General features: G+C 32.1%; 20 protein-coding genes. 14 read left to right on the top strand and 6 right to left on the bottom strand.

Annotated features, from left to right (window positions below):
* Positions 1 to 105 precede the first annotated feature (105 nt).
* The 5 genes from VIM70_RS01855 (at position 106) to VIM70_RS01835 (ending at position 4,655) form a co-directional block, all read left to right on the top strand.
* Positions 106 to 1,371, top strand: coding sequence for a maltose ABC transporter substrate-binding protein (locus VIM70_RS01855; RefSeq protein WP_331943562.1), 1,266 nt, complete (start codon positions 106 to 108; stop codon positions 1,369 to 1,371).
* Between the two features lie 55 nt (positions 1,372 to 1,426).
* A complete protein-coding gene (locus VIM70_RS01850) occupies positions 1,427 to 2,356 on the top strand; it encodes a sugar ABC transporter permease (RefSeq protein WP_331943560.1) in 930 nt (309 codons plus the stop codon).
* A 10-nt stretch (positions 2,357 to 2,366) separates the two neighbouring features.
* Positions 2,367 to 2,855: a hypothetical protein gene (locus tag VIM70_RS01845; protein WP_331943558.1), complete on the top strand. Its 489-nt coding sequence runs from the start codon at positions 2,367 to 2,369 to the stop codon at positions 2,853 to 2,855.
* Complete coding sequence (locus tag VIM70_RS01840; protein WP_331943556.1) at positions 2,822 to 3,217, top strand: ABC transporter permease subunit; 396 nt, start codon at positions 2,822 to 2,824, stop codon at positions 3,215 to 3,217. Before VIM70_RS01845 ends, VIM70_RS01840 begins: the two co-directional genes overlap by 34 nt.
* A 157-nt stretch (positions 3,218 to 3,374) precedes the next feature.
* Positions 3,375 to 4,655 (top strand): glycoside hydrolase family 25 protein, encoded by a 1,281-nt coding sequence (locus VIM70_RS01835; RefSeq protein ID WP_331943554.1) that lies wholly within the window; start codon positions 3,375 to 3,377, stop codon positions 4,653 to 4,655.
* A 56-nt stretch (positions 4,656 to 4,711) separates the two neighbouring features.
* Here the strand turns inward: VIM70_RS01835 and VIM70_RS01830 are convergent, their stop codons facing one another.
* The 4 genes from VIM70_RS01830 to VIM70_RS01815 form a co-directional block, all read right to left on the bottom strand.
* Positions 4,712 to 5,335 (bottom strand): DUF47 domain-containing protein, encoded by a 624-nt coding sequence (locus VIM70_RS01830; RefSeq protein ID WP_331943552.1) that lies wholly within the window; start codon positions 5,333 to 5,335, stop codon positions 4,712 to 4,714.
* Positions 5,336 to 5,346: 11 nt separating this feature from the next.
* Positions 5,347 to 6,390: an inorganic phosphate transporter gene (locus VIM70_RS01825; protein ID WP_331943550.1), complete on the bottom strand. Its 1,044-nt coding sequence runs from the start codon at positions 6,388 to 6,390 to the stop codon at positions 5,347 to 5,349.
* Between the two features lie 74 nt (positions 6,391 to 6,464).
* Positions 6,465 to 7,718, bottom strand: coding sequence for an MFS transporter (locus VIM70_RS01820; protein ID WP_331943548.1), 1,254 nt, complete (start codon positions 7,716 to 7,718; stop codon positions 6,465 to 6,467).
* A complete protein-coding gene (locus VIM70_RS01815; RefSeq protein WP_331943546.1) occupies positions 7,715 to 8,176 on the bottom strand; it encodes a MarR family transcriptional regulator in 462 nt (153 codons plus the stop codon). Before VIM70_RS01815 ends, VIM70_RS01820 begins: the two co-directional genes overlap by 4 nt.
* A gap of 253 nt (positions 8,177 to 8,429) precedes the next feature.
* On the opposite strand from VIM70_RS01815, the gene VIM70_RS01810 reads away from it, so the two are divergent.
* Complete coding sequence (locus tag VIM70_RS01810) at positions 8,430 to 9,560, top strand: aminopeptidase (protein WP_331943544.1); 1,131 nt, start codon at positions 8,430 to 8,432, stop codon at positions 9,558 to 9,560.
* Positions 9,561 to 9,638: 78 nt separating this feature from the next.
* On the opposite strand, the gene VIM70_RS01805 is transcribed toward VIM70_RS01810, so the two are convergent.
* Both VIM70_RS01805 and VIM70_RS01800 read right to left on the bottom strand, forming a co-directional pair.
* Positions 9,639 to 11,705, bottom strand: coding sequence for an ATP-binding cassette domain-containing protein (locus VIM70_RS01805; protein ID WP_331943542.1), 2,067 nt, complete (start codon positions 11,703 to 11,705; stop codon positions 9,639 to 9,641).
* Positions 11,706 to 11,717: 12 nt separating this feature from the next.
* Entirely contained in the window at positions 11,718 to 13,805 is a 2,088-nt protein-coding gene (locus tag VIM70_RS01800) for an ATP-binding cassette domain-containing protein (RefSeq protein ID WP_331943540.1), read from the bottom strand.
* Positions 13,806 to 14,047: 242 nt separating this feature from the next.
* Between VIM70_RS01800 and VIM70_RS01795 the strand changes: the two genes are divergently transcribed.
* The 8 genes from VIM70_RS01795 to VIM70_RS01760 all read left to right on the top strand — a co-directional run bounded on the left by VIM70_RS01795 (position 14,048) and on the right by VIM70_RS01760 (position 25,860).
* On the top strand, positions 14,048 to 14,431 hold the full coding sequence (locus VIM70_RS01795) for a hypothetical protein (protein ID WP_331943538.1): 384 nt from the start codon (positions 14,048 to 14,050) through the stop codon (positions 14,429 to 14,431).
* Positions 14,432 to 14,663: 232 nt separating this feature from the next.
* On the top strand, positions 14,664 to 15,572 hold the full coding sequence (locus VIM70_RS01790; RefSeq protein WP_331943536.1) for a L,D-transpeptidase family protein: 909 nt from the start codon (positions 14,664 to 14,666) through the stop codon (positions 15,570 to 15,572).
* Between the two features lie 270 nt (positions 15,573 to 15,842).
* Positions 15,843 to 17,285: an InlB B-repeat-containing protein gene (locus VIM70_RS01785; RefSeq protein WP_331943534.1), complete on the top strand. Its 1,443-nt coding sequence runs from the start codon at positions 15,843 to 15,845 to the stop codon at positions 17,283 to 17,285.
* 111 nt (positions 17,286 to 17,396) lie between these two features.
* On the top strand, positions 17,397 to 17,570 hold the full coding sequence (locus VIM70_RS01780; protein WP_331943532.1) for a hypothetical protein: 174 nt from the start codon (positions 17,397 to 17,399) through the stop codon (positions 17,568 to 17,570).
* 231 nt (positions 17,571 to 17,801) lie between these two features.
* A complete protein-coding gene (locus VIM70_RS01775) occupies positions 17,802 to 19,505 on the top strand; it encodes a methyl-accepting chemotaxis protein (protein WP_331943530.1) in 1,704 nt (567 codons plus the stop codon).
* A gap of 141 nt (positions 19,506 to 19,646) precedes the next feature.
* Positions 19,647 to 22,109, top strand: coding sequence for a glycyl radical protein (locus VIM70_RS01770; RefSeq protein ID WP_331943528.1), 2,463 nt, complete (start codon positions 19,647 to 19,649; stop codon positions 22,107 to 22,109).
* Positions 22,110 to 22,172: 63 nt separating this feature from the next.
* A complete protein-coding gene (locus VIM70_RS01765) occupies positions 22,173 to 23,105 on the top strand; it encodes a glycyl-radical enzyme activating protein (protein WP_331943526.1) in 933 nt (310 codons plus the stop codon).
* Positions 23,106 to 23,277: 172 nt separating this feature from the next.
* Positions 23,278 to 25,860, top strand: a complete 2,583-nt coding sequence (locus VIM70_RS01760; protein ID WP_331943524.1) for a Ryanodine receptor Ryr — start codon at positions 23,278 to 23,280, stop codon at positions 25,858 to 25,860.
* The last annotated feature ends 83 nt before the right edge of the window (positions 25,861 to 25,943 follow it).

Here is a 25,943-nt window from a genome sequence, read left to right as displayed (position 1 = left end):
ATAATGATTAAAACGTTTTCATGTTATCTTTAAATAATTGCTTATTTAATAATATATAAGTAGTTTATAAACTTTATTTTCACAAATTTTAGGGGGGTAAAAAAAATGAAAAAAATCAAAACATTAATGGCCATTGCAATGATATCAACTTTAGTTGTAGGGTCATTAGCAGGGTGTGGTACTAAAAAAGCTGCTCCAGCTGTAGATTCGACTAAGCCAGTAAATATAACTTTTTGGGAACAAGATGATGCAACTGCACAAAAAACATTGGATAAACTAATAGCTGACTTTCATACTGCAAACCCTAACATAACAGTTAAGAGAACACATTACGAAACTGAAGATTTAAGAAAGAATTTTACAACAGCATCACTTGGTACAACAGGTCCTGATATTGTATTATCACCTAATGACAACCTGGGAGTATTTGTTCCTGGTAATTTAGTACAACCAATAGATAATATTGTTGGAGCAGACTTCCTAAAAACGTTAGATCCACAAACATTAGAGGGTGGTAAATTTACAGGAAAACAATATATGATTCCAGATAGAAATGGTAATGAACTTTTAGTTTCTTATAATAAAAAATTAGTACCAACTCCTCCTAAAACTTTTGAAGAACTAGAAGCAATGGGATTAAAACTTAAAAAAGAAGGAAAAGTTCAATATGGTTTAGTATTTAATGAAGTTGAACCATTTTTCTCAATTGGTTTCTTAGGAGCTTTTGGTGGTAAAGTATTTGATGATGTTAATGCAACTTCACCTAAACCTACACTAAATACACCAGCTGTTACACAGTGGATGACTTTCATGGAAAAAATTCACAGTGAAGGTTTAATTGCTAAAGAATCTGATGCAACAGTAGCAGACAACCTATTTAAAGGTGGAAAAGCTGCATTTATAATAAATGGACCATGGGGTTTTGCAGATTATAAGAAAGCTGGAATTGATTTAGGTATAATGTCTATACCTACTATAAATGGTAAATCTCCATCACCATATTCAGCTGTTAAAGGATATACAGTATCTGCAGGAGTAAAGGATGTTAATAAGATCGATGCAGTTAAGAAATTCCTTATGTTTGTAAATTCAAAGGACGCACAGTTACAGATGGTTGATGCACATCAACAAATACCAACTAATCTTGAGGCTATAAAAGATCCTAAAATTACAGGAAATCCGTTAATATCAGGGCAAAAAGATCAATTAGATAAAGCAACACCAATGCCAGTTATTACACAAATGAGGGCTATATGGGATGCTATTAAACCAGTTCAACAAGATGTATTATCAGGAAAAACAAAGCCAGAAGCTGCAGGAGCGATTATGCAGAAGAAAGCTGAAGATGGAATAAAAGCTTTAGGTCTATAAAATTAATTTATAAAAGGGGAGAAATCCCCTTTTTCTTTAAGAAAGGAGCATTCATATGTTAGAAACTGTCAAGAAAACAAAAAAGAAACGAAGCAATGGTAGTTTTGGAATAGGACAGGGCAAGCTTACACCTTTCTTTTTTTTAGCACCAGCAGTTATAGTTTTAGTATTTGTTGTAGCTTATCCACTTATTTATGAAATTATAATTTCATTTAAAAATGTAACTTTGTTAAATTTGAAAAGTCAGAATTATCCTTTTGTTGGCTTGGATAATTATAAAAATATACTTTCTGATAGTTTATTTTATTCTACTTTAATAAGGACAATATTATGGACTGCTATTAATGTATTTTTTCATGTTTCAATTGGATTATTTCTTGCAATAATTTTAAATAGAAAATTACCAGGTAAAGCATTTATAAGAGTTTTGCTTATTTTACCTTGGGCAGTACCACAATATATTGCTGCGCTTACATGGAAAGGTATGTATAATGTCGAATATGGTTCTGTTAATATTATTTTATCAAAATTATTTGGGCATGCAATCTCCATTCCATGGTTATCAGATCCGAATTGGACCTTTTTAGGTTGTATTATAACTAATATATGGCTTGGAATTCCTTTTATGATGATGATTGCACTTGGTGGACTTTCAAGTATTCCGGATGAGTTATATGAAGCTGCGGATCTTGATGGGGCAACGAGTTTTCAAAAATTCAGAAGTATAACGCTTCCACTTTTAAAGCCAATACTTACTCCTGCAATAATACTTGGAACAGTTTGGACATTTAATATGATTAATGTAGTATATATAATTACTAGTGGAGCGGCTTCAGATGAATCTCAAATTCTTATAACTATGGTATTTAAGAGAGCGTTCCAATATTTCAGGTATGGTCAATCAGCAGCTCTTTCTGTAATTATATTTCTAATTTTGTTAGCATTTAGTACAGTATTTATTAGAGCTCAGAAATCGGAAGATTAGAGGTGAAAACATGAAAAATAAAAAATTTAATAAAGCAGATTCTCCTGGCAAAATAATATTGATATATGTTGTTTTAATAGTTGCTTGTATTTGCTCAATATATCCGATTTTAAATATATTAACAATATCTTTAAGACCAGCAGATGCATTGTTTACTACATCTTTGAGTATAATTCCACAAAATTCAACATTTGAAAATTTTAGGCAAGCTTTTATACAATATGATATGTTAAATTGGCTTTATCATAGCTTAATTGTATCAACAGTCGCCTGTGTTTTTAGCGTAATGGTTTCTGTTACAGCTGGATATGCATTTTCAAGGTTTAAATTTAGAGGAAGAAAAATGGGATTAACCTTGATTTTAGTTACTCAGATGTTTCCATTAGCTATGACTTTGTTACCTTTATATTTAATGATAATTAATTTACAGATGGCTATAGTTATTTTGCATTGGCAGTGGTCTACGTGTCTACTTCAATTCCTTTTAACATTTGGATGATGAAGGGTTTTTATGATACCATCCCTAAGTCACTTGAAGAGAGTGCATATGTAGATGGTGCTTCAGCATTTAGATCCTTTTATCAAATAATATTACCACTTGCAAAACCAGCTGTTGCTTTAACTGCATTATTCTCATTTATGGGAGCATGGTCTGAGTATATAGTTGCTAGTGTCATAATAAATGATCCGGCAAAAATAACTTTACCAGTTGGACTTGTAAGTATGCAAGGACAATTTTCAACAGCATGGGGTATATATTCCGCAGGTGCTTTAATTACAGCTTTACCTGTAATGATATTATTTATTTGTTTATCCAAATATCTTGTTGGTGGGTTAACAGTAGGTGGAGTTAAAGGTTAGTAGATAAAATTAAAAACATAGTAAGCCAGGAGGAATACACCCTCCTGGTTTTATTTTTTTCTTTTATTGGAGATTATGTTTAATAAAGATGATGCACAATAAAATTATTAGACGAATATATTAATTATAAGAGTGAATAAAAGGAGGTAAATTAAATTTGGATTTTAAAATGGATTATAGGGCCACACCAGGAGCTCCAACAAAACTAATAGTGCAACGAAATACATTAATCAGTGTAGTTCTATTTTGGGAACCTGCATATGACAATGTTGAGGTTAGTGGATATTATATTTTAAGAAATAATATTCCTATAGGATCTACCCAGAATCGAGTTTTTGTAGATCCGTTTATTAAAATTGGTGAGACTTATGAGTATAAGGTAACATCTTATACTGCCGGAAAAGTTTTCTCTGGTTATAGTAATATCGCTCGAGTAAGTATTACAACTTCTCTTGGCGTAGTTTATTGGTCAAAAGCTAATAAGTATTCAGGCTTTGTCAAAGGTACAGATGTTTCTTTTTATGAATCTGAATTTGATTGGAATAAAATTAAAAAAGATGGAATAGAATATGCGTATGTTAGGGCTGGAAATAGTGTATTAAATAAAGGATATAACCCTGATGTAATGGCAGAAAAACATACCCTAGGAATAAAATCTGTTGGTCTTTTAGTAGGATTCTATTATATTCCACACTGGTCTAATTTAGATTACGATTTAAACAAAGCGAGTGTTGAGGCCGAAGCATATGCAAATCATATATTAGGTCTTATGAGTAAAGCGGGTGCAAGCGGATATGGTGACTTACTTCCTGTCTTAGATATAGAGCCTCCACTTGGTCAAACTGATGTCGGACTTACGGGAAAACAAATAATTGATTGGGCTAAAGTATTTTGTGACCATTTTAAATCATATACAGGTAGAACTATAATGATATATACAAACAGGTCTTTTTTTAATGACTGGAATATTAATTCTGATATTATTACAATAAACAATTTACCCCTTTGGAATGCTGAATACTATGAATTTAATAGCTATTTGAAGTTTAGTGATGATACGCCTATGAGTTTTGGTGGATGGAAAGGCTGGAATATCTGGCAATTTACGCAATCTGCAATTATCGGTGGATATGAACACATGGATCAGAGTTGGTGTCCGTCACTTGATTTAATAACGCCACCATCTAAACCAATAAACTTGAATGGATTTAATTCATCATTAGGAACAGTTAATTTGAGTTGGAACAAAAATACTGAGATAGATATAAAAAGTTACAATGTTTATAAAGATGGTGTTTGGATTTCAACAAATATTAATAATTTCCTTACAGTAACTGGTTTAAAAGCTGGAGAAACATATAAATTTCAAGTCCAAGCGCTAGATGTATTTAACGATGTTTCAGATTCAGTTTCAACAAATATATATATATCTAGATAAGAAGAAGAATTAAACAATAACTACTGTGGCGTAAAGAATATTTTATAAAAATATTGTTATATTCTTCTTACAACTATTCTGTGAAATATATCCACTGTGTTTTCTAAATTAACAGAGGCATCTTTTATATGATGATATACTTCTATTTGTTTAATAGCGTACATTGGGTCACTACCCTTAAATATTGAAACCATTCCATCGCGATAAAGCAGGTCTAATTCAATATGGGCTTCTCTCATTTTAGTAATGTTTTGTTGCGATTTCAATGGATTGATTTTTAATATTTTTAATGATTCAAATAGAAAATCGGTTGACTCTTTAAGCTTTCCTACCATATTAATAATTATATCATTTGGCTTCACTTCAAAGGATTCCATTGCATCTAGTGTTGACTTTGCAAATTCAATTACCCTATCCATTGCAACTGAAATGGAATAAATATCTTCCCTGTCAAAAGGTGTTATAAAAGCCTCGACAAGATTGCTTTCCATATTATATCTGACCTCATCGGCTTGTTTAACATAACTCAGCAGTTTTTCCTTTTCCACAGTGGAATGGCTACTAAGCCACTTATGCAGCATATCAATTCCTAACATATTAAGTTTTGCTTGGCTATTTAGCATTTCGTAAAAATCATATTTTACCGGAAAAAACCTATCAAGAATATTTCTTTTATCCATATTTTCCTCCATTATATTACTTTAAAAATAGAATTTAATATAATATATATTAGTGCTGAAACTACTGCAGATAGTGGTATTGTAATAAACCAAGCTAAAATAATTTCCTTTGCTATACCCCAATGTACCATTCTATATTCTTCAGCTGCACCAACTCCCATGACGCTACCGACAACTACGTGAGTTGTGGAAACAGGAGCTCCTATTAAAGTAGATAGTATTAATGATCCTGCCGAAGCTAATTGAGAATTTACACTGTGAATAACTCTTAGTGTAAATATTCCGCGACCTACAGTTTTCATTATTGTCCATCCTCCAAGCATTGTCCCAATAAACATTACAAGGCCGCCAGCAAATCGCACCCAAAGAGGTGATGTACCCATTGCTACACCTTTACCTGCCATCAGAGCTAAAGTTATTATTCCGATTATCTTTTGAGTATCATTTGCTCCATGGCTGTAGGCAAGTGCTGCGGCTATTCCCCATTGAAGTTTTACTAGTCCATTATTTAATGTGAATTTTGCATTTCTAAGTAGCAATTTTGCTGATTTTTGTAGAAAAAATGCAATTATAAATCCAAGCATCGGTGAAATAATCAAAGCTGCGACAACTTTCACAATTCCAGTGAGGTGATGCCCACCAATTAATTCATTCAAGCCCCAAAGTATATGTGTATATCCTGAGGACACCCAAACCGCTCCAATAATTCCACCTATTAAAGCATGCGTTGAACTTGAGGGAAGTCCCAATTTCCAAGTTACTAAATTCCATATAACTGCACCAAGCATTGCTGCGAGAAGTATTATAAGCAGTGAAGACTTGACTGGTAAATCTATAACATTGGAAATAGTATCTGCTACTGCACTTCCTCCGAAAATAGCACCTATCATTCCAAAAATTGAGGCAACGCCAATGGCTTGCTTAGGGGTTGCTGCTCCACATACAATAAAAGTTGCGACTACAGAACTTGCATCGTGAAGTCCGTTTGAAAGCGCAAAAATAAGTGCAGTTATAATAACTCCTATTAAAATTATGGTAATGCTGATTGATACCATCTTATCGACTCCTAAGCAATATTAGTTTTAAAATTATTATATCCATTATTTAAAATATCAACCAATGCTATCGTTTATACAGACGTTACTTTAGCATTTTCTTTAATTTTAAACCAGGTGACAAGTAACAAAACCAATATTATTGTAGAAATACCTGATAACATGAAACAAACGTCAGCTCCGAATTTCTCAGCAACTAATCCTGAGAGAAGGCTTCCAAGAGGAGTAAAACCAGCAAATACAAGTGAATATACACTCATAACGCGTCCTCTGTATTCATCCTTGGAATTTAGCTGTAACATGGAATTTGCGGTGGTTGAAAAAAACATATTAAATATTCCTGTTATTGCTAAACTTAAGGCAGTAAAATAATATAAATTGCTTATTCCTGTAAAGATTAGCATTATTCCAATTCCAATAGAGCTACCTATCATAAGAATTTTATTTGGACCATTTTTACTTCTAAAAGACATAAGAAGTGCTCCAATGAGAGAACCTGCTCCAAGGGCAGACAGTAAAATTCCATAGGTCTTTTCTTGCATATGAAGTACATTTTTCGTAAATACAGGTATTAGAACGTTGTAGTTAAAAACGAATATTCCCATAATACTAACTAATATCAAGGTTTCTATTAAAACAGAATTGCTTTTTATATATTTTAGTCCATCCATTATTTCTTTAAGCATTCCTTTTTCAGATCTCTTCTTTCTCACATAAGTGACTGCTTCAATATGAACCAGTCCATAGATAACGGCAAGAAAGCTAAAACCATTTAATAAAAAACACCATGCTGCTCCAAGATATCCCATAAGCAGAGCACCAATAGCTGGTCCAATAATTCTTGCTAAATTAAAAGTGGCTGAGTTTAGCGTTATGGCATTCATCAGATCTTCTCTTCCTACTATTTCAACGTTAAAGGCTTGCCTAGTTGGCATATCTAGAGTATTACAAAATCCAAGACATAAAGCTAAAGCTAATAAATATTCATATTTTAGAGTTTTTGTAAACACTAGTGCGGATAATATAAAAGCTAATATCATGGATACGATCTGAGTGAAAATCAGTATTTTTTTCTTAGGAAATTTATCAGTTAGAACCCCAGCAAACAATGAGAAAAAGGTTACGGGTAAAAACTGCATTGCTCCAACAAGCCCAAGTAAAAGTGGAGATCCAGTTAGAGTAAGTACTAGCCAGGATTGCCCTATATTTTGTGTCCAAGTACCTATCAAAGAAACACACTGACCCATCCAAAAATATCTATAATTTTTGTGTGTAAGTGCATGAAAGTTATTGTTAATAAATCTTTTAGTATTGACCGCTATGTTCATTTTTTCATCTCCAAATGTGCAACATCATTGTTAATGTTTGTGGCATTGTCTCCCATTCGCTCGAGTAATGCTAAGGATGTTTTCTTTTCCTCTTCACTAAATCCTGAGAATAAAATATCCGCCCAATCCATCAAAGCTTTTCTAACCATAGGTTTGATTTCCAATGCTTTTTCAGTAAGGTAAACATTATATGCTCTTTTATCTTTAACATCTATTTTTCTAATTATGTAATTATCATCCTCTAGCTTTTTAAGAGCTTTTGCTGTAGTACCTTTATCAATTTTAAGGTAATCCGATAATTGTTCCTGACTTATACCATCTTTTTTATATAATGCATTTAAGTACGTATATTGACCTTTACTTATATTATATTGTTTAAGTTGTCTTCCCACGTATACATGACTATGTCTATGCAAAAGAGAAATCCATCTTCCCAATGAGTTCTTATTTTCATTCATTATCTTATTCCTCCTAAATTAGTTGCATTGCCTACTAATTATACAATAAAGAAATATAGTTGTCAATGCAACTATATTTCTTTACGTAACATCCAATAAGATATTAAAGAGTGATTTTGTAGAAAAATATGGTAGAACCTTGTATTTTCATGTATAATTATATGATATTAGTGAATTAAAAGAAAATTTAGAATTATTAGGATTAATAAAATTTATATAATAAAAATATATTAAAAGAAGGGGGAAATTATAAATGGCTGATCAAAGACTTAACAAACTTGCAAAATTACTTGTGAATTACTCTACCAAGGTTAAAAAAGGTGATTTTGTGTTCGTATCCTGCGATGAGGTTGCAAGACCTTGGATGGTAGAGGTAGTAAAGGAAGCTGTGAAGGCAGGTGCTCATGTGGAAACAGTACTTACTTCACAGGATGTATCAGAAATAAAACTTAAATACGGAAGTGAAGAGCAACTTCTAGGCGAGAATATACTTTTTAAAACTATGCTTGAAAAGGCAGATGTATGGATTTCTGCTTGGGGAAGTAGAAACACAAAGACAAATTCAAAGATTGATGCAGATAAATTTAAATTGTCTTCTATGGGTGCAGCAAGCTGGAGAAAAATATATTCCGAGAAGATGGGCAACGGCTGCTTAAGGTGGTGTGGAACACAATTTCCTACATATGCAGATGCTCAAGAAGCTGCAATGAGTTTTAGCGATTATGAGGAATTTGTTTATGGTGCGGGATTACTTGATGCGAAAGATCCTGTAGCTGAGTGGAAAAGGGTAAGCTCAGAGCAAGATAAATGGGTTAGATATCTTGATACTAAAAAAAGTATGCATTTTATTTCTAAGGGAACAGATATTAAAGTGAATGTAGAAGGAAGAAAATGGATAAATTGCGACGGAAAAGCCAATTTTCCAGACGGAGAGATATTTACATCACCTGTTGAAGACGGAGTGGATGGAGTAATTACCTTTAGTTTTCCAGGAATATATATGGGCAAAGAAATCGAAGGAATAGTTTTAGAAATTGAAAAAGGAAAGGTGGTTAACGCAAAAGCCACGAAAGGAGAGGACCTACTTAAGGCACTTCTTGAAACAGATGCTGGATCTTGCAGTTTTGGTGAGGTAGCTATAGGTACCAATTATGGAATTAAGAATTTTACAAGAAATATGTTATTTGATGAAAAAATTGGTGGAACAGTACATATGGCTATTGGAGATTCAATGCCTGAAGCAGGAGGACTAAACAGATCCACAATTCACTGGGATATGCTCTGCGATATGAGAAATGGTGGGAAAATTTATGCGGACGATGAATTATTCTATGAAAATGGAAAATTTATTGATGCTATACTAGATAAGCATAACATAAAATAAAATATATCAAATAATTTAATTAAAAAAGCAAACCCAGCACTAATTAGCGCTGGGTTTGTTTTATCACAAACTTATCTTTTACCTACTACGTAATGCGTCTATAGGATCCATTTTTGAAGCCTTTAAAGATGGATAAAATCCTGAGATCATACTTAACAATACGCAGAATAATAAAATTAAACCAGCATCTGCAAGTGGCAATTTAGCTACTTCCATATAAGGTGCATTTTCAGAAATGTTTTTCAAGAAACCATAAACTGCTGTATTAATGAGTTTAGATACACCTAAAGTAAACAGTAAGCCGAGGCCTGCTGATAATACACCAATAATGAATGATTCTGCAACGAAAACATTCAAGATATCTCTCTTCCTTGCACCAACTGCACGGAGAATACCTATTTCATTAATTCTTTCTAGTACAGAAATATAAACAACAATTGATATCATTAGAGCTGCTACTAGAATAGATATTCCGGAAAATCCCATAAGTGCATAACGTATTTGTTTCATTGCCCCATCAACTTGCGCAGATATAGTTTTGGCAGTTAAATCAAATGTGTATTTATTTTGGGAAGAATTTAGCTTTTGTACCTCTGTGTCTAAATCTTTATTGTTACTAGAATATAATACAAAGGCAGTTGATTCTAAAGTTGTTTTATCTATTTTAAACTGTTTCTCATAGAAACTAATTGGCCATGTACTTGTTGCATAATATGTGTCCATTAAAGTTGTAGTATTGGCAATCCCTGCAATCTTCCAAGTTTTAACAATGGGTACTTCAGGGACACCTCCTTGATCATTATGCGGGTTAGAATCTTGTTTTAGATAGCGAACGTATATATCTTTACCAATTAAAGATTTTAAATCACCACCATTTTTTTCTAAATCCTTAGCGGTGGAAAGTGAAATGACAATTTCATTTGTTGAGCCAACCTTAGGAAGTGTGCCATATTGAATATCATTTTTAACATCCGCGAGAACTCCTGGAGCCATCATCATAATCAACTTTTCTCTAGTAGCTTGGTCTGACATTTTACTCATTAATTTTTCATCTTTAATTAAATTTTTATCTAAAGAATAAAAGGTTGCAACAGGGATTCCTTGGCCTCCAATTTGAAAGTTGTATGCGTATATATTTTTATCTAAGGACATAACTGAGTTTATATCACTATATTTTACAGGTTTAATATCTTTTAGAGGTTTATCTGTATTTTCTTTTAATCCTACTGTTATTGCATTTGTCGGGAATATGCCTTTAATCTGATTGTTAACTGCACTAGTAGTACCTGAAGTAATTGCTATAGCTAATGAAATTCCACAAATACCTATAGAAGTACCAATAGCAGTTGCAAGGGTACGTCCTTTTTTAAGCCATGCGTTACGAAGTGACATTTTTAGGGCGGTATAAAAGGACATTTTTGATTTTGTTTCTATCTTTTCAATAATAGGTGCAGCAGTTGAAATGGAGCTTATGTTTTCAACAATGGAAATTAACTTACCATCTTCCATATTTACAATTAAATCTGCATAAGCTAGCGCTAGGTCCGGTGCATGGGTAACCATGAGTACTAGTTTCTCCTTTGAAATTTCTTTTAATAATTCCATAACTTGTTGACCAGTTTTAACATCCAATGCTCCAGTTGGTTCATCAGCTAAAATTATTTCAGGATCATTAGCAAGAGCACGAGCGATTGCAACACGTTGACGTTGACCACCTGAGAGAAGGTTTACCTTCTTTTTCATTTGATCTGTTAGTCCAACTCGATCTAAGAGGCTACGAGCTTTTTTTATTTTGTTTTGCTTTGAGGTTCCTGATAAATCTAAGGCTAATTCAACATTTTGAATTGATGTTAGTGAATTTAGTAAGTTAAACTGTTGAAAAATAAAACCCACTGTATTTTTTCTATAAGTATCTAAATCTTTTTCTCCAGCTTCTTTTAAAGACTTTCCGTTAACAATAACATCACCTTCAAAATCTGCATCTAAAGCTCCTATTAAATTCATCATTGTCGTTTTTCCACAACCAGAAGGTCCAACAATTGCCACTAATTTTCCATTAGGTAAATCAAAAGAAACATCATCTAACGCTATAACCTGGTGTTTACCAATTTTATATGTTTTTCTTAAATTTTTAATTTGTAACATTTACTATTCCCCCTATTCATCACGCAGTGCGTCAATAACTTGAATTTTAGTTGCTCTTTTAGATGGAAAATGTCCCGCTAAAACTGCAACTAAGATGCTGATAACAATTAGACCGGCAATAGTTACAAAGGGAACTTTAATATCTGTAAATGGAATACCCGTTAGTGGGATATTTACAATATTATCTGCATTAATATTTAATACATTATTGATTATTCCATTTGCAAGTGGTTGAATTATAAAAGCGACGACTACTCCAGTGACTCCTGCAAAAAGACCAATCAAAGCAGATTCCGCTTTGAAAATACGAGCGATATCTTTATTTCTAGCTCCCACAGCTTTTAAAATACCTATCTCTTTTTTACGTTCGAGTACACTTGAGAAAATTACAATACCTATTAGAATTGTTGAAACTACTAAAGCAAGTGAAATAAATACAATCATAACTGCTTGAGCCAAATTAATTAAAGTCTTAATAGCAGTTTTAACTATAACAATTTGTGAGGTTGCGTAGAAGCCCTTTGCCTCAGTCATTTTATCTCCACCAATACCGCCATTTTCCTTAGCATTAATGTAATTGAGTACTGTTTCATTGTTATGAACATCTTTTATAACCACTTCTGCAGTGACGTTGCGCTTATCTTTGCCTACAAAATAGCCATCATTTTTAAGCCAAGTATTAACAGCATCATAAGAGTAATATACAGCAGCTGAACTTAAGGCTATTTCATCCACGACTCCAACTACTTTGAAATTTTGTGTATATTTTTTACCTAAAATTTCATCACCTGTGATTGGATTTGTGGTTTTCTCCTGAATTATTACCTTAATTGTCTTGCCAATAGCTTTTGAATAATCATCTTTGTCTGGATTCATTCCGTATTTTTCAATAATTTTTTTAGCCATATCTTTATTTACTAATAATTCATTCTTATTATCCTTTGGTACACTACCTTTGAGTGCATGGTCAATGTTTGAATGATAATTTTCACCAGCTAGTGAATTAAAGGTAATATCCTTTAAAGTTTCCTTATTTACTTCAAAAGAAGTAATATTCTTAATATTTAAGTCTTCTCTAACCTTTAATACCTCAGGATTTTTCTTAATATTATCATAGGCACTTATATTCTTTGGATAATCTGTCTTTTGAAGTGTCGGATCTTTAAATTTAATAGAGGCTTGTATTATATTAGCACTAGCAAAAGAATTTGTTTGAAGATCTATATAATTAGTTGCTCCATTACTAAGCCCGATAACTAATAAAATACCTGCAATTCCAATGGAACCAGCAATAGTTGTTACTACTATACGACCAATTTTCTGTTTAATATTTCTAAGGGAGAGTTTCATGGCATCTCCAAAAGACATGCTTCCATTTTTCTTTTTCAGATCAGATTTTAAACTATTTGTTTCAGAATCATTAATTTTTTCATCCTCTTGAATTTTTCCATCTAGAATAGCTACAACGCGGGTAGAATATTCATATGCAAGTTCCCGGTTGTGAGTAACCATAATAATTAACTTATCATGAGCAACATCTTTAATAAGTTTCATGATTTGAATTCCTGTTTTTTTATCTAAGGCACCTGTTGGCTCATCTGCGAGTATTATATCCGGATCATTTGCAAGTGCACGAGCAATTGCAACCCGTTGTTTTTGACCTCCAGATAATTCACCAGGCTTGTGATCCATATGTTTTTCCAGACCAACCTGGGTAAGTAGCATTTTTGCACGGGTTATACGATTCTTTTTTGAAAGACCGATTAAATTCATAACAATTTCAACATTTTCAAGTGCGGATAAATGTTCAATTAAATTAAAGGATTGAAAAACAAATCCTATATTATTTTTACGATATAAATCCCAATTCTTTTTCTTATATTTTTTTGTTGATTTTCCTTCAATAATTAAATCACCTGAAGTTGGCCCATCAAGACCTGCAATTATATTTAGAAGTGTGGATTTGCCGCAACCGGAAGGGCCAAGAATTGAAACAAATTCTCCCTTTTCAAAATCAAGATTAACGTCGCTGAGAGCGTTAAAACTTTTCTTCTTTTCAATAATATATTCCTTAGAAAGATTTTTTAATGATAAAAGCATAAATAACTCCTTTCGAATCCATTAGTGTATTTCTGTTTTTTTTGAGCTTATATATCTATAATAACAACTGAATCTCAAATAATCCCTTTATAAAATTTCTTCTTTAATTATGCATTAAATTGTAAAAATTATCAATTGAAATCTTTATTTATAAAGATGAAAAATAAGATTATTTAGTTAATAAATTTTCATTTTGTAATAAAACCCTTTACATAGGAATAACATTGAATAGGGGTGATATTATGTTAATTGATTATGAAGAAATATTTGATACTGATAAAGATAAACTCGTTTGGACTAAGATTATTACCATTAGTCCATTAGCTACAAATAACAGTAAAAGTAATCATATAGTAAAATATTATAAAACCGGATCTTTAGAAGAATATTATATATTTGAGTATATTGTGGCTGATAATAATGGTCTTAAGGTAGAAAATTTTGATGGACACCATTGGAGAGAGCTAATAAAACAAATTGATTTTATTGATAATTGTTTTATTTATTCTCAAAATGGAATTGATAGAAATTTCTTTAGATTTGTAACAAGTGGGAAGGTAATCAGAAAATATATAGAAGAGTATACTGAAGAATATACAAGAATATATGAGGTAGGTCATCATTAATGATATTCTTTTTATTGTTTTATTTGTAATAACAAATTGTTTTAAGTAAAAACTTGCTTTATGAATATGAGGGGATATGTCTATAGGTTATTACATATATGTATTAATTAATTGAACAAGCGGTAACAGACATTTTATTTAGGAATGGGTTTGGCAATTTAGTAGCATTTTAAGTTTAAGAGAATACACTATAAGGAACAGTTCCATACTTCTATAAAAATGGGGTATTAGTATGTATAAAAGGTACTTAGTGTGTATTCTCTTTATGTTTATATTTATTTTAAGTGGCTGTGATGTAGTGAGTAAAGACAAGGCATCTGTCAAGTCTCCGGTTGCCTCAGAAGTATATCCAAACAATACACCACAACCAAATGTACAAAATAACAGCAACAAAATAAACCAAGATAAAAATATCAAGATTGAGTCTCCCAAAGTACAACAGATAAAACTTAAAACAACATTTAAACAAGGGGATAAGGGCGATAAGGTGAAGGAAATACAGCAAAAGCTTAATAAATTTGGTTATAAACTTAATGTAGATGGAGATTTTAGTAACGCAACAAACAATGCAGTTATGGACTTTCAAATGAGAAATAAGATGCTTAAAGATGGTATAGTAGGTGAATTAACACTAAAAAAGCTTAATATGGCACCAACCTCAGTGACTATGTATAAATTACCAGTTATACAAAAGGCTATATCTAAAGCTGCAATTTCAAAAAATACATTAGAAAAATTTATAAATAGTAAGAACAACTATAGCTTTACATCTTATTTTATATGGATCGATTTAGCTAAGCAAAAGGTATATGTATTTAATGGCTCTAATAAAAGATGGCATCTTGTTAAATCAATGGCTTGTTCTTCAGGGAAAACAAGTACTCCCACAGTTAAAGGTAATTTCACTGTGGGAAGTAAAGGTGGCTACTTTATTTCTAATGGAGGGGCTAGGTGTAAATATTATACTCAAATAAGTGGCAACTATTTATTTCACAGCGTACTATATGATAAAGACGGAAATTATATTATAGATAACACCCTTGGAGTTGCTGTATCTCACGGATGTGTAAGGTTAGCTTTAGTAAATGCTAAATATATATATGATAATATTCCTGCTAAAACTTCTATTTGGAGCAACTAAAAAAGGATTCTTAACGTATGCCAATTGAATAATAATCTTTAGTTGAAAAAAGGCATATGAGAAGGAGACCGAGTTTAAAAAACTCGGTCTTTCACATTTACATATGTAATTATTATTTTTTATAGGCGGTAGAACGTATATGAATTTACCTGAAACGATTACATTTTTTATAACTTATAATTAGTAAAATAAATAATTATCCGTTGAAGGAATTAACATAAATGTAGAGAATATAATAAAAGCTAAAACATATTTTACGGGGGGATTTTTTTGAAGAAGTTTTTAATTATTACGGTATCAATATTGTTCCTATTTTTAAATATTCATGTAATTGCGAATGCTGCATCTAATACAACGGTGCCAAATGATACATCATCAGCAATAGCTAATAGTCCTATTAATGTAACCTTTAACTCAAACGGCGGCTTAGATGTGCTCGGTCTGTCTGTTGAATATAATGATAAAGCAGTTGCACCGGCGAATTCAACTAAGATGGGATACACATTTGAAGGCTGGTATACAGATGATACTACCTTTGCAAACCTGTTTGATTTTGAAAATACAGCAATAACTCAGGACATAACACTTTTTGCAAAGTGGACAATTAATAAATATACAATTACATTTAATAGCCAAGGAGGAAGTAACGTAAGTAGTAGAGGTGTTGATTATAATAATGTAATAACAGCACCGATTGCTCCAACAAAGACTGGTTATACATTTTGGGGTTGGTACAAAGATGCTGGATGTTTAAATTCATGGAACTTTATAACTGATAAAGTTACCGATAATACAACATTATTTGCTAAGTGGATAATTGTGGCACCTGGAATACCTAAAAATTTAAAAGCCACTATATATAGTTATTCAAGTATTAATCTTACCTGGAGCGCTGTAGCCTTAGCAGATGGTTATGAAATATATAGAGCTACTTCAAGTACCGGAACTTATATTCCAATAATGAGAGCCACGGCTTTAAATTATACAAACACGGGTTTGCTAACTGGAAAAACTTATTATTATAAAATAAGTTCATACCGAATTAATGGACAAACAAGGGTATATAGTAATTTGACAGCATTAGTTTCTGGAACAACAACAAGTATTGTTTATAATAGTTTAGTACAATCAAATGCTGTATACGGAAAGTATCTTGGTTTAAAAGTAGAGATAAAGGATGAAACTAATAATACTTTTTTGATTAAAGAACCAAATGGTTCTCAATTGTGGGTAGCCTGTAATAAGGTTTCTGTGCCTTCAAACCCAGCTACTAATACAAAATACTTGGATAAAAAGCAACTTGAAACATATGTTAATATTACAAGTAATTTCGTAAGCACTACAAAATACTTCACTTGGGTGGATTTGAATAGGCAAAGAGTTAATATTTTTACTGGTGGAGCAAAACATTGGGTCTTATTAAAAACATATTCATGTGCATCTGGTAATAATATTACACCTTCAAAGAGAGGACTATTTACAGTTCAAGATAAAGGATATTCCTTTGTTGCAGGTCCTGGAGCGATAGTGAAATATTGGACAAGGTATAGTGGAAATTATATGCTACATTCAGTAATTTTAAACAACTCTGGAAGTGTCATTGATGGAACTTTAGGGAAAAGGGTTTCTCATGGATGTATTCGTATGCCACTAGATATGGCAAAATGGTATTATGATAATATACCAAAAGGTTCATTAATATGGGTGAATTAACAAACAATAAATAAAATCCTTTCCAAATGGATAAACTATATAGAGCACTCTATACATATATAGAGAATTCTATATATGTTGTGTAATTTTGTGTTGGAAGGGAGAATACTAATGGATAAAAATAAGTTAGGAAAAGCTAAAAATTCAATTAATGAACTAGATGCTAATAAAACCAGTAGTGGTGTTTCAGATACTGAGATGGGTATTATGTATAACCTATCCAATAAGACTACCGACATTAATGATGTAGTTAAAGAAGAAAAAATAAAATCAGAGAATGAATAAATTAAATAAATAATCGTAAAGAGAGAATTATCAGAGATGATGACTCTCTTTTTTTTACGATTATGATAATATTATAGAAAATTTTACATTAACTGATAAATATTAAAGGATAATATAAGGTTAATGTTGAATTATGTTAATATATGTTTTATAGTAATTTATGGAGTTAATGTACACTAATTTTAATTTAAAATTTAGTCATCTGGAGTATGGCTTTTGAGGAGCGTAATTATGTTAAAAAATTTAAAAATATCACATTCTTTTATAATGATTGTTTTAGTAGCAATTATTGGACTTGGAGCGGTAAGTTTTCAAGGAATATATTCAGTGAATTTTGCAAAGGCACAACAGCAACAAATGTATTCTAATAGATTATTACCCACCAAAGATATATTGGAGGTAAAATCAAATTATCTAGAACTGAGGCTAAATTACACAAAAATAATGGATACTGGTTACACTCCAGAGCTTGGAGCATTTACACAAGAATCCTTTAATATAATTACTAGATACATAAAATCTTATGAAAGCAAAACCATAGATCCTGAGGAGTCTAAATATCTTGTAGAATTAAAAAAGACCATTAGTGATTATAAGGAGCTTACACAAGCACTAATAGTTACAGAACGTGACACAAGAAAAGTGGTACAGGCTGATAGAGATAAAGCTAGAGATGTAGGTGCTAATATTCTTACAATAACTGAAAAATTAGTAGATTTAAATATACAATCAGCTGCTGACCTTAATGATGAAAGTAACACTGCTGTTATTAATGCAAGATTAACGTTTATAATAGTTGCATTATCTTCTGCGATTATTCTTATTTTAATTTTCATTTTAGTTTTAAGAAAATTACGATATGAACTAGCTGAAGTTACTTCATATTGTGAGGTAATTGATAAGGGAGACTTAACCAGGCAATTCCCACAAAAAATGATTTCGTCTAAGGATGAACTTGGAAATATTGCAAAAGTTATAAGTTCTATGGTTTCTTCTATAAAAACAACTATTAAAGGTATCGATGAGGAATCCACTAATATAAACACACTTTGTGAAATATCAAAAAGAGATATAATAGAACTCAACTCAAATATAGAAGACATATCAGCAAATACTGAGGAGTTAGCTGCAAGTATGGAAGAAACCGCTGCTTCATCAGAAGAAATGACTGCTGTTGCACAGGAAATTGAAAAAGCCGTTAGATTGATATCTGAAAATTCACAAATGGGTGCAAAGCAAGTTATAGAGATTAGCAAAAGAGCGGTTGATACAAAAGATGGAGTTAATATATCTCAGAAAAAGGCCATTTCAATTTTTGAGGGAACGAAAATAGAACTTGAAGATGCAATTGAAAACGCAAAAGTAGTAGAACAAATAAATGTTTTAGCAAAATCCATAATGGATATAACTTCGCAAACAAATTTACTAGCACTAAATGCAGCCATAGAAGCTGCAAGAGCAGGAGAAGCAGGTAAAGGATTTTCAGTAGTAGCTGAAGAGATTAAAAAGCTTGCTGAGCAGTCAAAAGATAATGTTATTGAGATACAAAATATAACTCAAAAGGTTACTCAGTCAGTTGATAATCTATCAGGTGCTTCAAATAAATTACTACAATTTGTGTCTACGGATATATATGATGACTATAATGATATGGTTGGTGTTGCAGACCAATATAGTATAGATGCAAAATTTGTTGATAATCTTATTACAGGCTTTAGTTCAACATCAGAAGAACTTTTAGGTTCAATACAAAATGTATTAAAAACTATTGACGCAGTAGCTGTAGCATCAAGTGACGGAGCCATTGGAACAACAGATATTGCCCAGAAAATATCTGACATAACTTCAAAATCAAATGATGTGTTAGATTTAACAAAGAAATCACAAGATGGCGCGGAAAAATTAAAACAAGAAATTCTACGATTTAACATTTAGATTTAATAGAAATTGCATTGAAATTATGTCATTGGAACTCCTTCCCAATGACATAATTTTTGTATAGACGATAGGGTACAAAAAGAGTATACTGACAGTATAATCGGAATATTCTCAATTAAGTGGAGGAGGTTTTTTTTAGTGACTAAAAATAGTACACAAGTAAGTGAAAGAATCCAGAAACTATCTGATAATTTATTTTCGGTAACACCTGAAATTGAAGCGGAAAGAGCAATTCTAATAACAAAATCGTATAAGGAAACTGAATCCTATCCTATGATTGTAAGACGTGCTAAAGCGTTAGAAAAAATATTAAATGAAATGACAATAGTTATTCGCGATGATGAGCTTATTGTAGGAAATCTAAGCAAAAAGCCAAGAGCATGCCAAATATTCCCTGAGTTTTCAAACAAATGGGTTTTAGAGGAATTTGAAACTTTAGCTAAAAGAAAAGGTGATGTTTTTCTTATCAGTGAAGAAGTAAAGACAAGTCTTAAAGAAGTATTCGGTTACTGGGATGGAAGAACTACCAATGAACTTGCTACAGAATATATGTTTGAAGAAACTAAAGAAGCAATGAATGCTGGTGTATTTACAGTTGGTAATTATTATTTCAATGGAGTAGGACATATTTGTGTTGATTATGCTAAAGTTTTATCTATAGGTTTTAAAGGTATAATAGCTCAAGCTGAGGATGAGAAAGCTAGAGCAAATAAAGGTGACGCGAATTATATAAAAAAGCAAAGTTTCTTAAATTCAGTAATAATTACAGCAAATGCCACTATAAATTTTGCTAAAAGATTTGCTGATTTAGCAAGAAAATTAGCAAAAGAAACTACTAATTCAACTAGGAAAGAAGAACTATTGACGATTAGTAGAAATTGTGATAATGTACCTAGAAATCCGGCTAGAAATTTCCATGAGGCATTACAATCCTTCTGGTTTGTACAAGCTATAATACAAATAGAATCGAATGGACATTCAATTTCACCAATGCGTTTTGATCAGTATATGTATCCATATTATAAAAATGATAATATCACGAATGGAAAGGCTCAAGAGCTTATAGACTGTTTATGGGTTAAATTCAATGATGTAAATAAGGTACGTGATGAAGGTTCAACTAAAGCTTTTGGTGGGTATCCAATGTTTCAAAATTTAATAGTAGGTGGACAAAATATTGATGGGAAAGATGATACTAATGAACTTTCTTTTATGTGTCTTACAGCTACGCAGCATACAAGACTTCCTCAACCATCAATATCTATCAGAGTTTGGAATAAAACTCCAGAGGCTTTATTATTAAAAGCTGCAGAAGTGACACGTTTAGGCCTCGGAATGCCGGCTTATTATAATGATGAAGTTATAATACCATCATTAACAAGTCATGGAGTGTCGCTAGAAGATGCTAGAGATTATGGAATAATAGGTTGCGTTGAACCTCAAAAGGGTGGAAAAACTGAAGGTTGGCATGATGCTGCTTTCTTTAATACAGCAAAGGTATTAGAAATAACCATAAATAATGGAAAAGAAAAGGGTAAACAACTTGGACTTAGAACTGGTGAGTTCACTTCATTTAAAACTTTTGATGGATTTATGGATGCATATAAAAGGCAAATGGAGTACTTCGTTAAACTGCTTGCTAATGCAGATAATAGCGTAGATTTGGCACATGGAGAAAGAGCACCATTACCATTTTTATCATCAATGGTAGATGATTGCATAGGTCGTGGTAAGTCACTCCAAGAAGGTGGAGCACATTATAACTTTACTGGGCCTCAAGGTGTAGGAATTGCGAATGTAGCTGATTCATTGGCTGCTATTCGGAAACTAGTATTTGAGGATAAGAGTGTCTCTCTTCAGACTTTAAAAGAAGCTCTTGATAGCAATTTTGGCGGAACTATTATGAGTGATATAGAGAAGTTAAAATCAGACGATAAGAAAATTATATCAGATGATTTAGAATCAGATAAAGTTATTAACATTAAAAGGTATGGTAATAAAGAAAACCTTCGTCAGATGCTTTTAAACAAAGCACCTAAATTTGGTAATGATATTGATGAGGTGGATGACTTAGCACGTGAAACTGCAACAATTTATTGCAGGGAGGTCGAAAAATATACTAATCCACGTGGAGGGCATTTTCAACCAGGTCTTTATCCGGTTTCCGCAAATGTTCCTATGGGATCACAAACAGGAGCAATGGCAGATGGAAGAAAGGCAGGAGAAGCTTTGGCTGATGGAGTATCTCCGGTTTCAGGAAGGGATAAGAATGGGCCAACGTCTGCTGCTAACTCAGTTGCTAAAATAGATCATTGTAGAGCATCAAATGGGACTTTGTTTAATCAAAAATTCCATCCATCAGCTATAGAAGGACAAACAGGGTTAAATAACTTAATTGCTTTACTACGAACCTTCTTTGATCAAAAGGGGATGCATGTACAGTTTAATGTAGTAAGTAGAGAAACATTGTTAGATGCTCAAAAAAATCCTGATAAATACAAAACATTAGTAGTACGTGTAGCTGGCTATAGTGCTCACTTTGCTTCTTTAGATAAATCAATACAGGATGATATAATAATGAGAACAGAACAAACAATGTAATTCATCATTAAAATAATGGGGGAGCAATTGCTACCTCATTATTTTAATAATTGGAGGTTGAAAATGCCTATATCTGAGCCAAAGCTAGATACAAAAGGAATTGTTTTTGATATTCAGAAGTTTTCTGTGCATGATGGTCCGGGTGTTCGTACTATTGTTTTTTTGAAAGGGTGTCCATTATCTTGTAGATGGTGTTGTAACCCTGAGTCCCAATGTCCCCAGCCACAAGTTATGTTTATTGCTCAAAACTGTATAGGATGCAAGGGATGCGCCCATGTTTGTAGTAAAGGTGCAATAGATTTTACACTAGCTAGTAGAGTTAATCATAATAAATGTGATAATTGTGGTAAATGCGTTGATGTTTGTAACTCAGAAGCTTTAAATATGGCTGGAGCTGTTAAAACAGTCGAGGAAATATTAATAGAACTGAGTAAGGATACTATAATGTATAGGCGTTCTGGTGGTGGAATTACTCTCTCAGGGGGAGAAGTCCTAGCTCAGCCAGATTTTGCAGAGGAATTACTAAAGGGATGTAAGTCAAAAGGATTTCATACTGCAATAGAGACATCAGGATTTGCAAGCATTAGTGTTTTAGAAAGAATTTTGCCCCATCTAGATCTAGTTATGTTGGATATTAAACATATGGATTCGAAAAAACACAAAGAATATGTAGGGCAAAACAATGAAATTATTTTAGAAAACGCCAGAATAATTGCAAAATCAGGTAAACCATTGATTATAAGAATTCCAATTCTAACTGGATTTAATGATGATGAAAAAAATATTAAGGCTACTGCAAACTTTGTAAATAGTTTGAAAAAAGTGAAGGAAGTTCATTTATTACCTTATCATCGTCTTGGACAAAATAAATATGATTATTTGGGACGTAAGTATAAAATGACTGAATTAAAACCACCTTTAAAAAAGGACATGGATTATCTTAAAAAAGTAGTTGAATCTGAAGGCCTAATCTGTAAAATTGGTGGAATTGAATAAGAACTAAAATTAAGAGGATGTCTCAAAAGTAAATTGAGACATCCTCTATGCGATTTTATAAGATTAATTACTGGAATGTATTGAAATAGGTTGGTGTGAATGGTACAATAAAGCACAAATATTCTGAATTTTTGCGTATAACTAAACATAGTATTAGGATAGGAGTTTAAATATGGAAAATGAAAATGTAAAAATTGTTGTAACAGGAGATATATGTGTAAACTTTGTACAGCGGACAATATATCCTCAGAATGATACAGGACTTAATTGGCAAATTAATTTGAATATGCACAGTACTGTAAAGCCAGGAGAAGCTTTACTTTTATCAAAATTTGTATCACTGTCAACTGGAGCATCTGTACTTTCACCACAGATGGAGGATATAGAACTAATTAGGCCAGGAGAATTTCTTAGCTCTACTGCAGAACTTGAGCTTTTTCCTAAATTTGATGATAAAAACAATAATGCTAAAGTGTACAGAATAAAACGTCTTTTGGGGTTTACAGGGCCGAAATCTGGAAAACCCAGGTTGCTTCCTATTATTAATGATGATCCTAGTGCTGATATAATTGTATTAGATGATGAAAATAATGGGTTTAACTCTAATGAAGAATTTTGGCCAATAGCTTTAAAGTCGCCAGAAGCATCACCAATAATATTGTATAAAATGAACAATCCTATTGATTCTAGTGAACTTTGGAAACATGTACAAAAACTTCACAACGAAAGGACAATAATAATTATTAATGTTGATGATTTACGCTCTAAGGGAGTTAATATAAGCAAGAGTCTTTCTTGGGAAAGAACAGCACAAGATTTTGTTTGGCAAATTAATAATAATCCGAACCTTGCTTTTCTTGCAAAGTGCCATCATATTATAGTACCTTTTGGTCTTGAAGGTGCCATTTATTATAAAAATGAAGGTACACCGGAAATTAGATTATATTTCCTGCCATATGAATTTGAAGGTGGTTTTATTAAAGACTTCCAAGGTAAAATGTATGGACTTACATCAGCTTTTGTTGCAGGCCTTACAAGTGCTATTGTTATAGGAAATCAAAATAATGAAGAGTTATCAGAATCAATAAGCACAGGTATACGTCAAGGGACCGTTTCAGCTCAAAAATATTTTATAGAAGGTTTTGGTGAAAATGTTTCCAAATCGCCTTATCCGAGTCTTTCTATATTTGTTGAAAAAGAAGATGATTTTATACTTAGTGATAATGTACAAGATGTGTTAGTGCCTTCATCGCCAAACCTTAATTGCCCTGCTAGTTGGTATATTTTAAAGGATAAAAGCTCTACTAATTTAGAAGATATAGCTTATGATATTGTTAAAAATGGAGTAAAAAATGCATTGAAATCTATACCAATAGCACAGTTTGGAAAGCTTACAACGGTGGATAAGGCAGAAATAGAAAGCTATAGGAGCATTAAAAATCTTATGCTTGAGTATATTTCAACTAAAAATACAGTTAGACCTCTTTGCATTGCAGTATTTGGAACTCCGGGATCTGGAAAATCTTTTGGAATCCTTGAAGTAGCCAAAAGTATTGCTTCAAATTTAATTGAAAAAATTGATTTTAATTTATCACAATTTCGTTCACCTCTCGATTTAGTAAATGCTTTTCACAAGGTACGAGATATTGCACTTGGAGATAAAATCCCTCTAGTATTTTTTGATGAATTTGATTCTGCTCTTGAAGGTAGACTTGGATGGTTAAAATATTTCTTAGCGCCGATGCAGGATGGTTTATTTAGAGAAGGAGATTCTATTCATCCTATTGGAAAAGCTATTTTTGTATTTGCTGGTGGAACAAGCAGTACTTTTAAAGGATTTTGTGGAGAAAACTTTGAAGATGAAAATGAACAAAAACACTTTACAATGGAATTTAAAAGTGCAAAAGGCCCTGATTTTATAAGCTGTTTAAGGGGTTATGTAAATATTCTTGGACCAAATCAAACAGATGCTAAGAAGGATCAGTTATTTATAATAAGACGTTCAATGTTGCTTCGTTCATTACTTGAGCGTAAAGTACCTCATCTTATAAATGATAGCGGAGAGACCCAAATTGATAATGGAGTATTAAAGGCACTTCTCAAAATACCAAGGTATAAACATGAATCAAGGTCTATGGAAGCAATACTTGAGATGAGTATGTTAACTAATGCTAGGAAATGGGAACAATCCGATCTTCCTTCTAAAGAACAGCTAAAACTTCATGTAGATGAAGAACAATTTTTACGTCATTTAATGCATGATGCATTTTATAGCGAAAAAATTGAAAGCCTTGCGATAGCTATATATGAAAGATGTAGAGAGATTGATGAAGATAGTGGTAATTTGAATGGGGATATTATAATTCCATGGCAGGACCTAAGTGAAGAACTTAAAAACTCTAACCGTGATGGAGCTAAAAATATTCCAAGCGCTTTACTCAAAATTAATTATGATGTTGTGTCAGTTAAAGAAAAACCAACATTTAATGAGTTTACAATTAAAGAAATTGATATCTTAGCGCAAAATGAGCATATGCGATTATATCGTTATAGAAAAAAGGCTGGATTTAAGTATGGTGAAGTTAAAGATTACAATAAAAAAACTGATCCTACATTTGTACATTGGGATAAAATGTCAGAGAAGCAGAAAAAAAAGGTATATCAAATGGTTAAGATTTGGCCAGAAATATTGGCGAAATCAAATTTTAAGATAGAAAGACTAAATTACCTGAGTGAATGTGAGAGTAAACTATAGCTAAAGAGTTTTTTTAGTCATATGGATTTAGTAAATAGAAAAGTTTAATGTTGCTAACCTATATAAAACATTAATATGTATCC

It is taken from the genome of Clostridium sp. (assembly GCF_036569345.1).
Taxonomy (GTDB): Bacteria; Bacillota; Clostridia; order Clostridiales; family Clostridiaceae; genus Clostridium_AD.
This window is presented reverse-complemented; position numbering and strand designations above follow the sequence as displayed.

Bases quoted from the DNA above. Each gene is read 5' to 3' on its own strand.
- VIM70_RS01855 (WP_331943562.1), top strand. From the start codon at position 106: ATGAAAAAAATCAAAACATTAATGGCCATTGCAATGATATCAACTTTA.
- VIM70_RS01850 (WP_331943560.1), top strand. From the start codon at position 1,427: ATGTTAGAAACTGTCAAGAAAACAAAAAAGAAACGAAGCAATGGTAGT.
- VIM70_RS01845 (WP_331943558.1), top strand. From the start codon at position 2,367: ATGAAAAATAAAAAATTTAATAAAGCAGATTCTCCTGGCAAAATAATA.
- VIM70_RS01830 (WP_331943552.1), bottom strand. From the start codon at position 5,335: ATGGATAAAAGAAATATTCTTGATAGGTTTTTTCCGGTAAAATATGAT.
- VIM70_RS01825 (WP_331943550.1), bottom strand. From the start codon at position 6,390: ATGGTATCAATCAGCATTACCATAATTTTAATAGGAGTTATTATAACT.
- VIM70_RS01820 (WP_331943548.1), bottom strand. From the start codon at position 7,718: ATGAACATAGCGGTCAATACTAAAAGATTTATTAACAATAACTTTCAT.
- VIM70_RS01815 (WP_331943546.1), bottom strand. From the start codon at position 8,176: ATGAATGAAAATAAGAACTCATTGGGAAGATGGATTTCTCTTTTGCAT.
- VIM70_RS01810 (WP_331943544.1), top strand. From the start codon at position 8,430: ATGGCTGATCAAAGACTTAACAAACTTGCAAAATTACTTGTGAATTAC.
- VIM70_RS01805 (WP_331943542.1), bottom strand. From the start codon at position 11,705: ATGTTACAAATTAAAAATTTAAGAAAAACATATAAAATTGGTAAACAC.
- VIM70_RS01800 (WP_331943540.1), bottom strand. From the start codon at position 13,805: ATGCTTTTATCATTAAAAAATCTTTCTAAGGAATATATTATTGAAAAG.
- VIM70_RS01795 (WP_331943538.1), top strand. From the start codon at position 14,048: ATGTTAATTGATTATGAAGAAATATTTGATACTGATAAAGATAAACTC.
- VIM70_RS01790 (WP_331943536.1), top strand. From the start codon at position 14,664: ATGTATAAAAGGTACTTAGTGTGTATTCTCTTTATGTTTATATTTATT.
- VIM70_RS01780 (WP_331943532.1), top strand. From the start codon at position 17,397: ATGGATAAAAATAAGTTAGGAAAAGCTAAAAATTCAATTAATGAACTA.
- VIM70_RS01775 (WP_331943530.1), top strand. From the start codon at position 17,802: ATGTTAAAAAATTTAAAAATATCACATTCTTTTATAATGATTGTTTTA.
- VIM70_RS01765 (WP_331943526.1), top strand. From the start codon at position 22,173: ATGCCTATATCTGAGCCAAAGCTAGATACAAAAGGAATTGTTTTTGAT.
- VIM70_RS01760 (WP_331943524.1), top strand. From the start codon at position 23,278: ATGGAAAATGAAAATGTAAAAATTGTTGTAACAGGAGATATATGTGTA.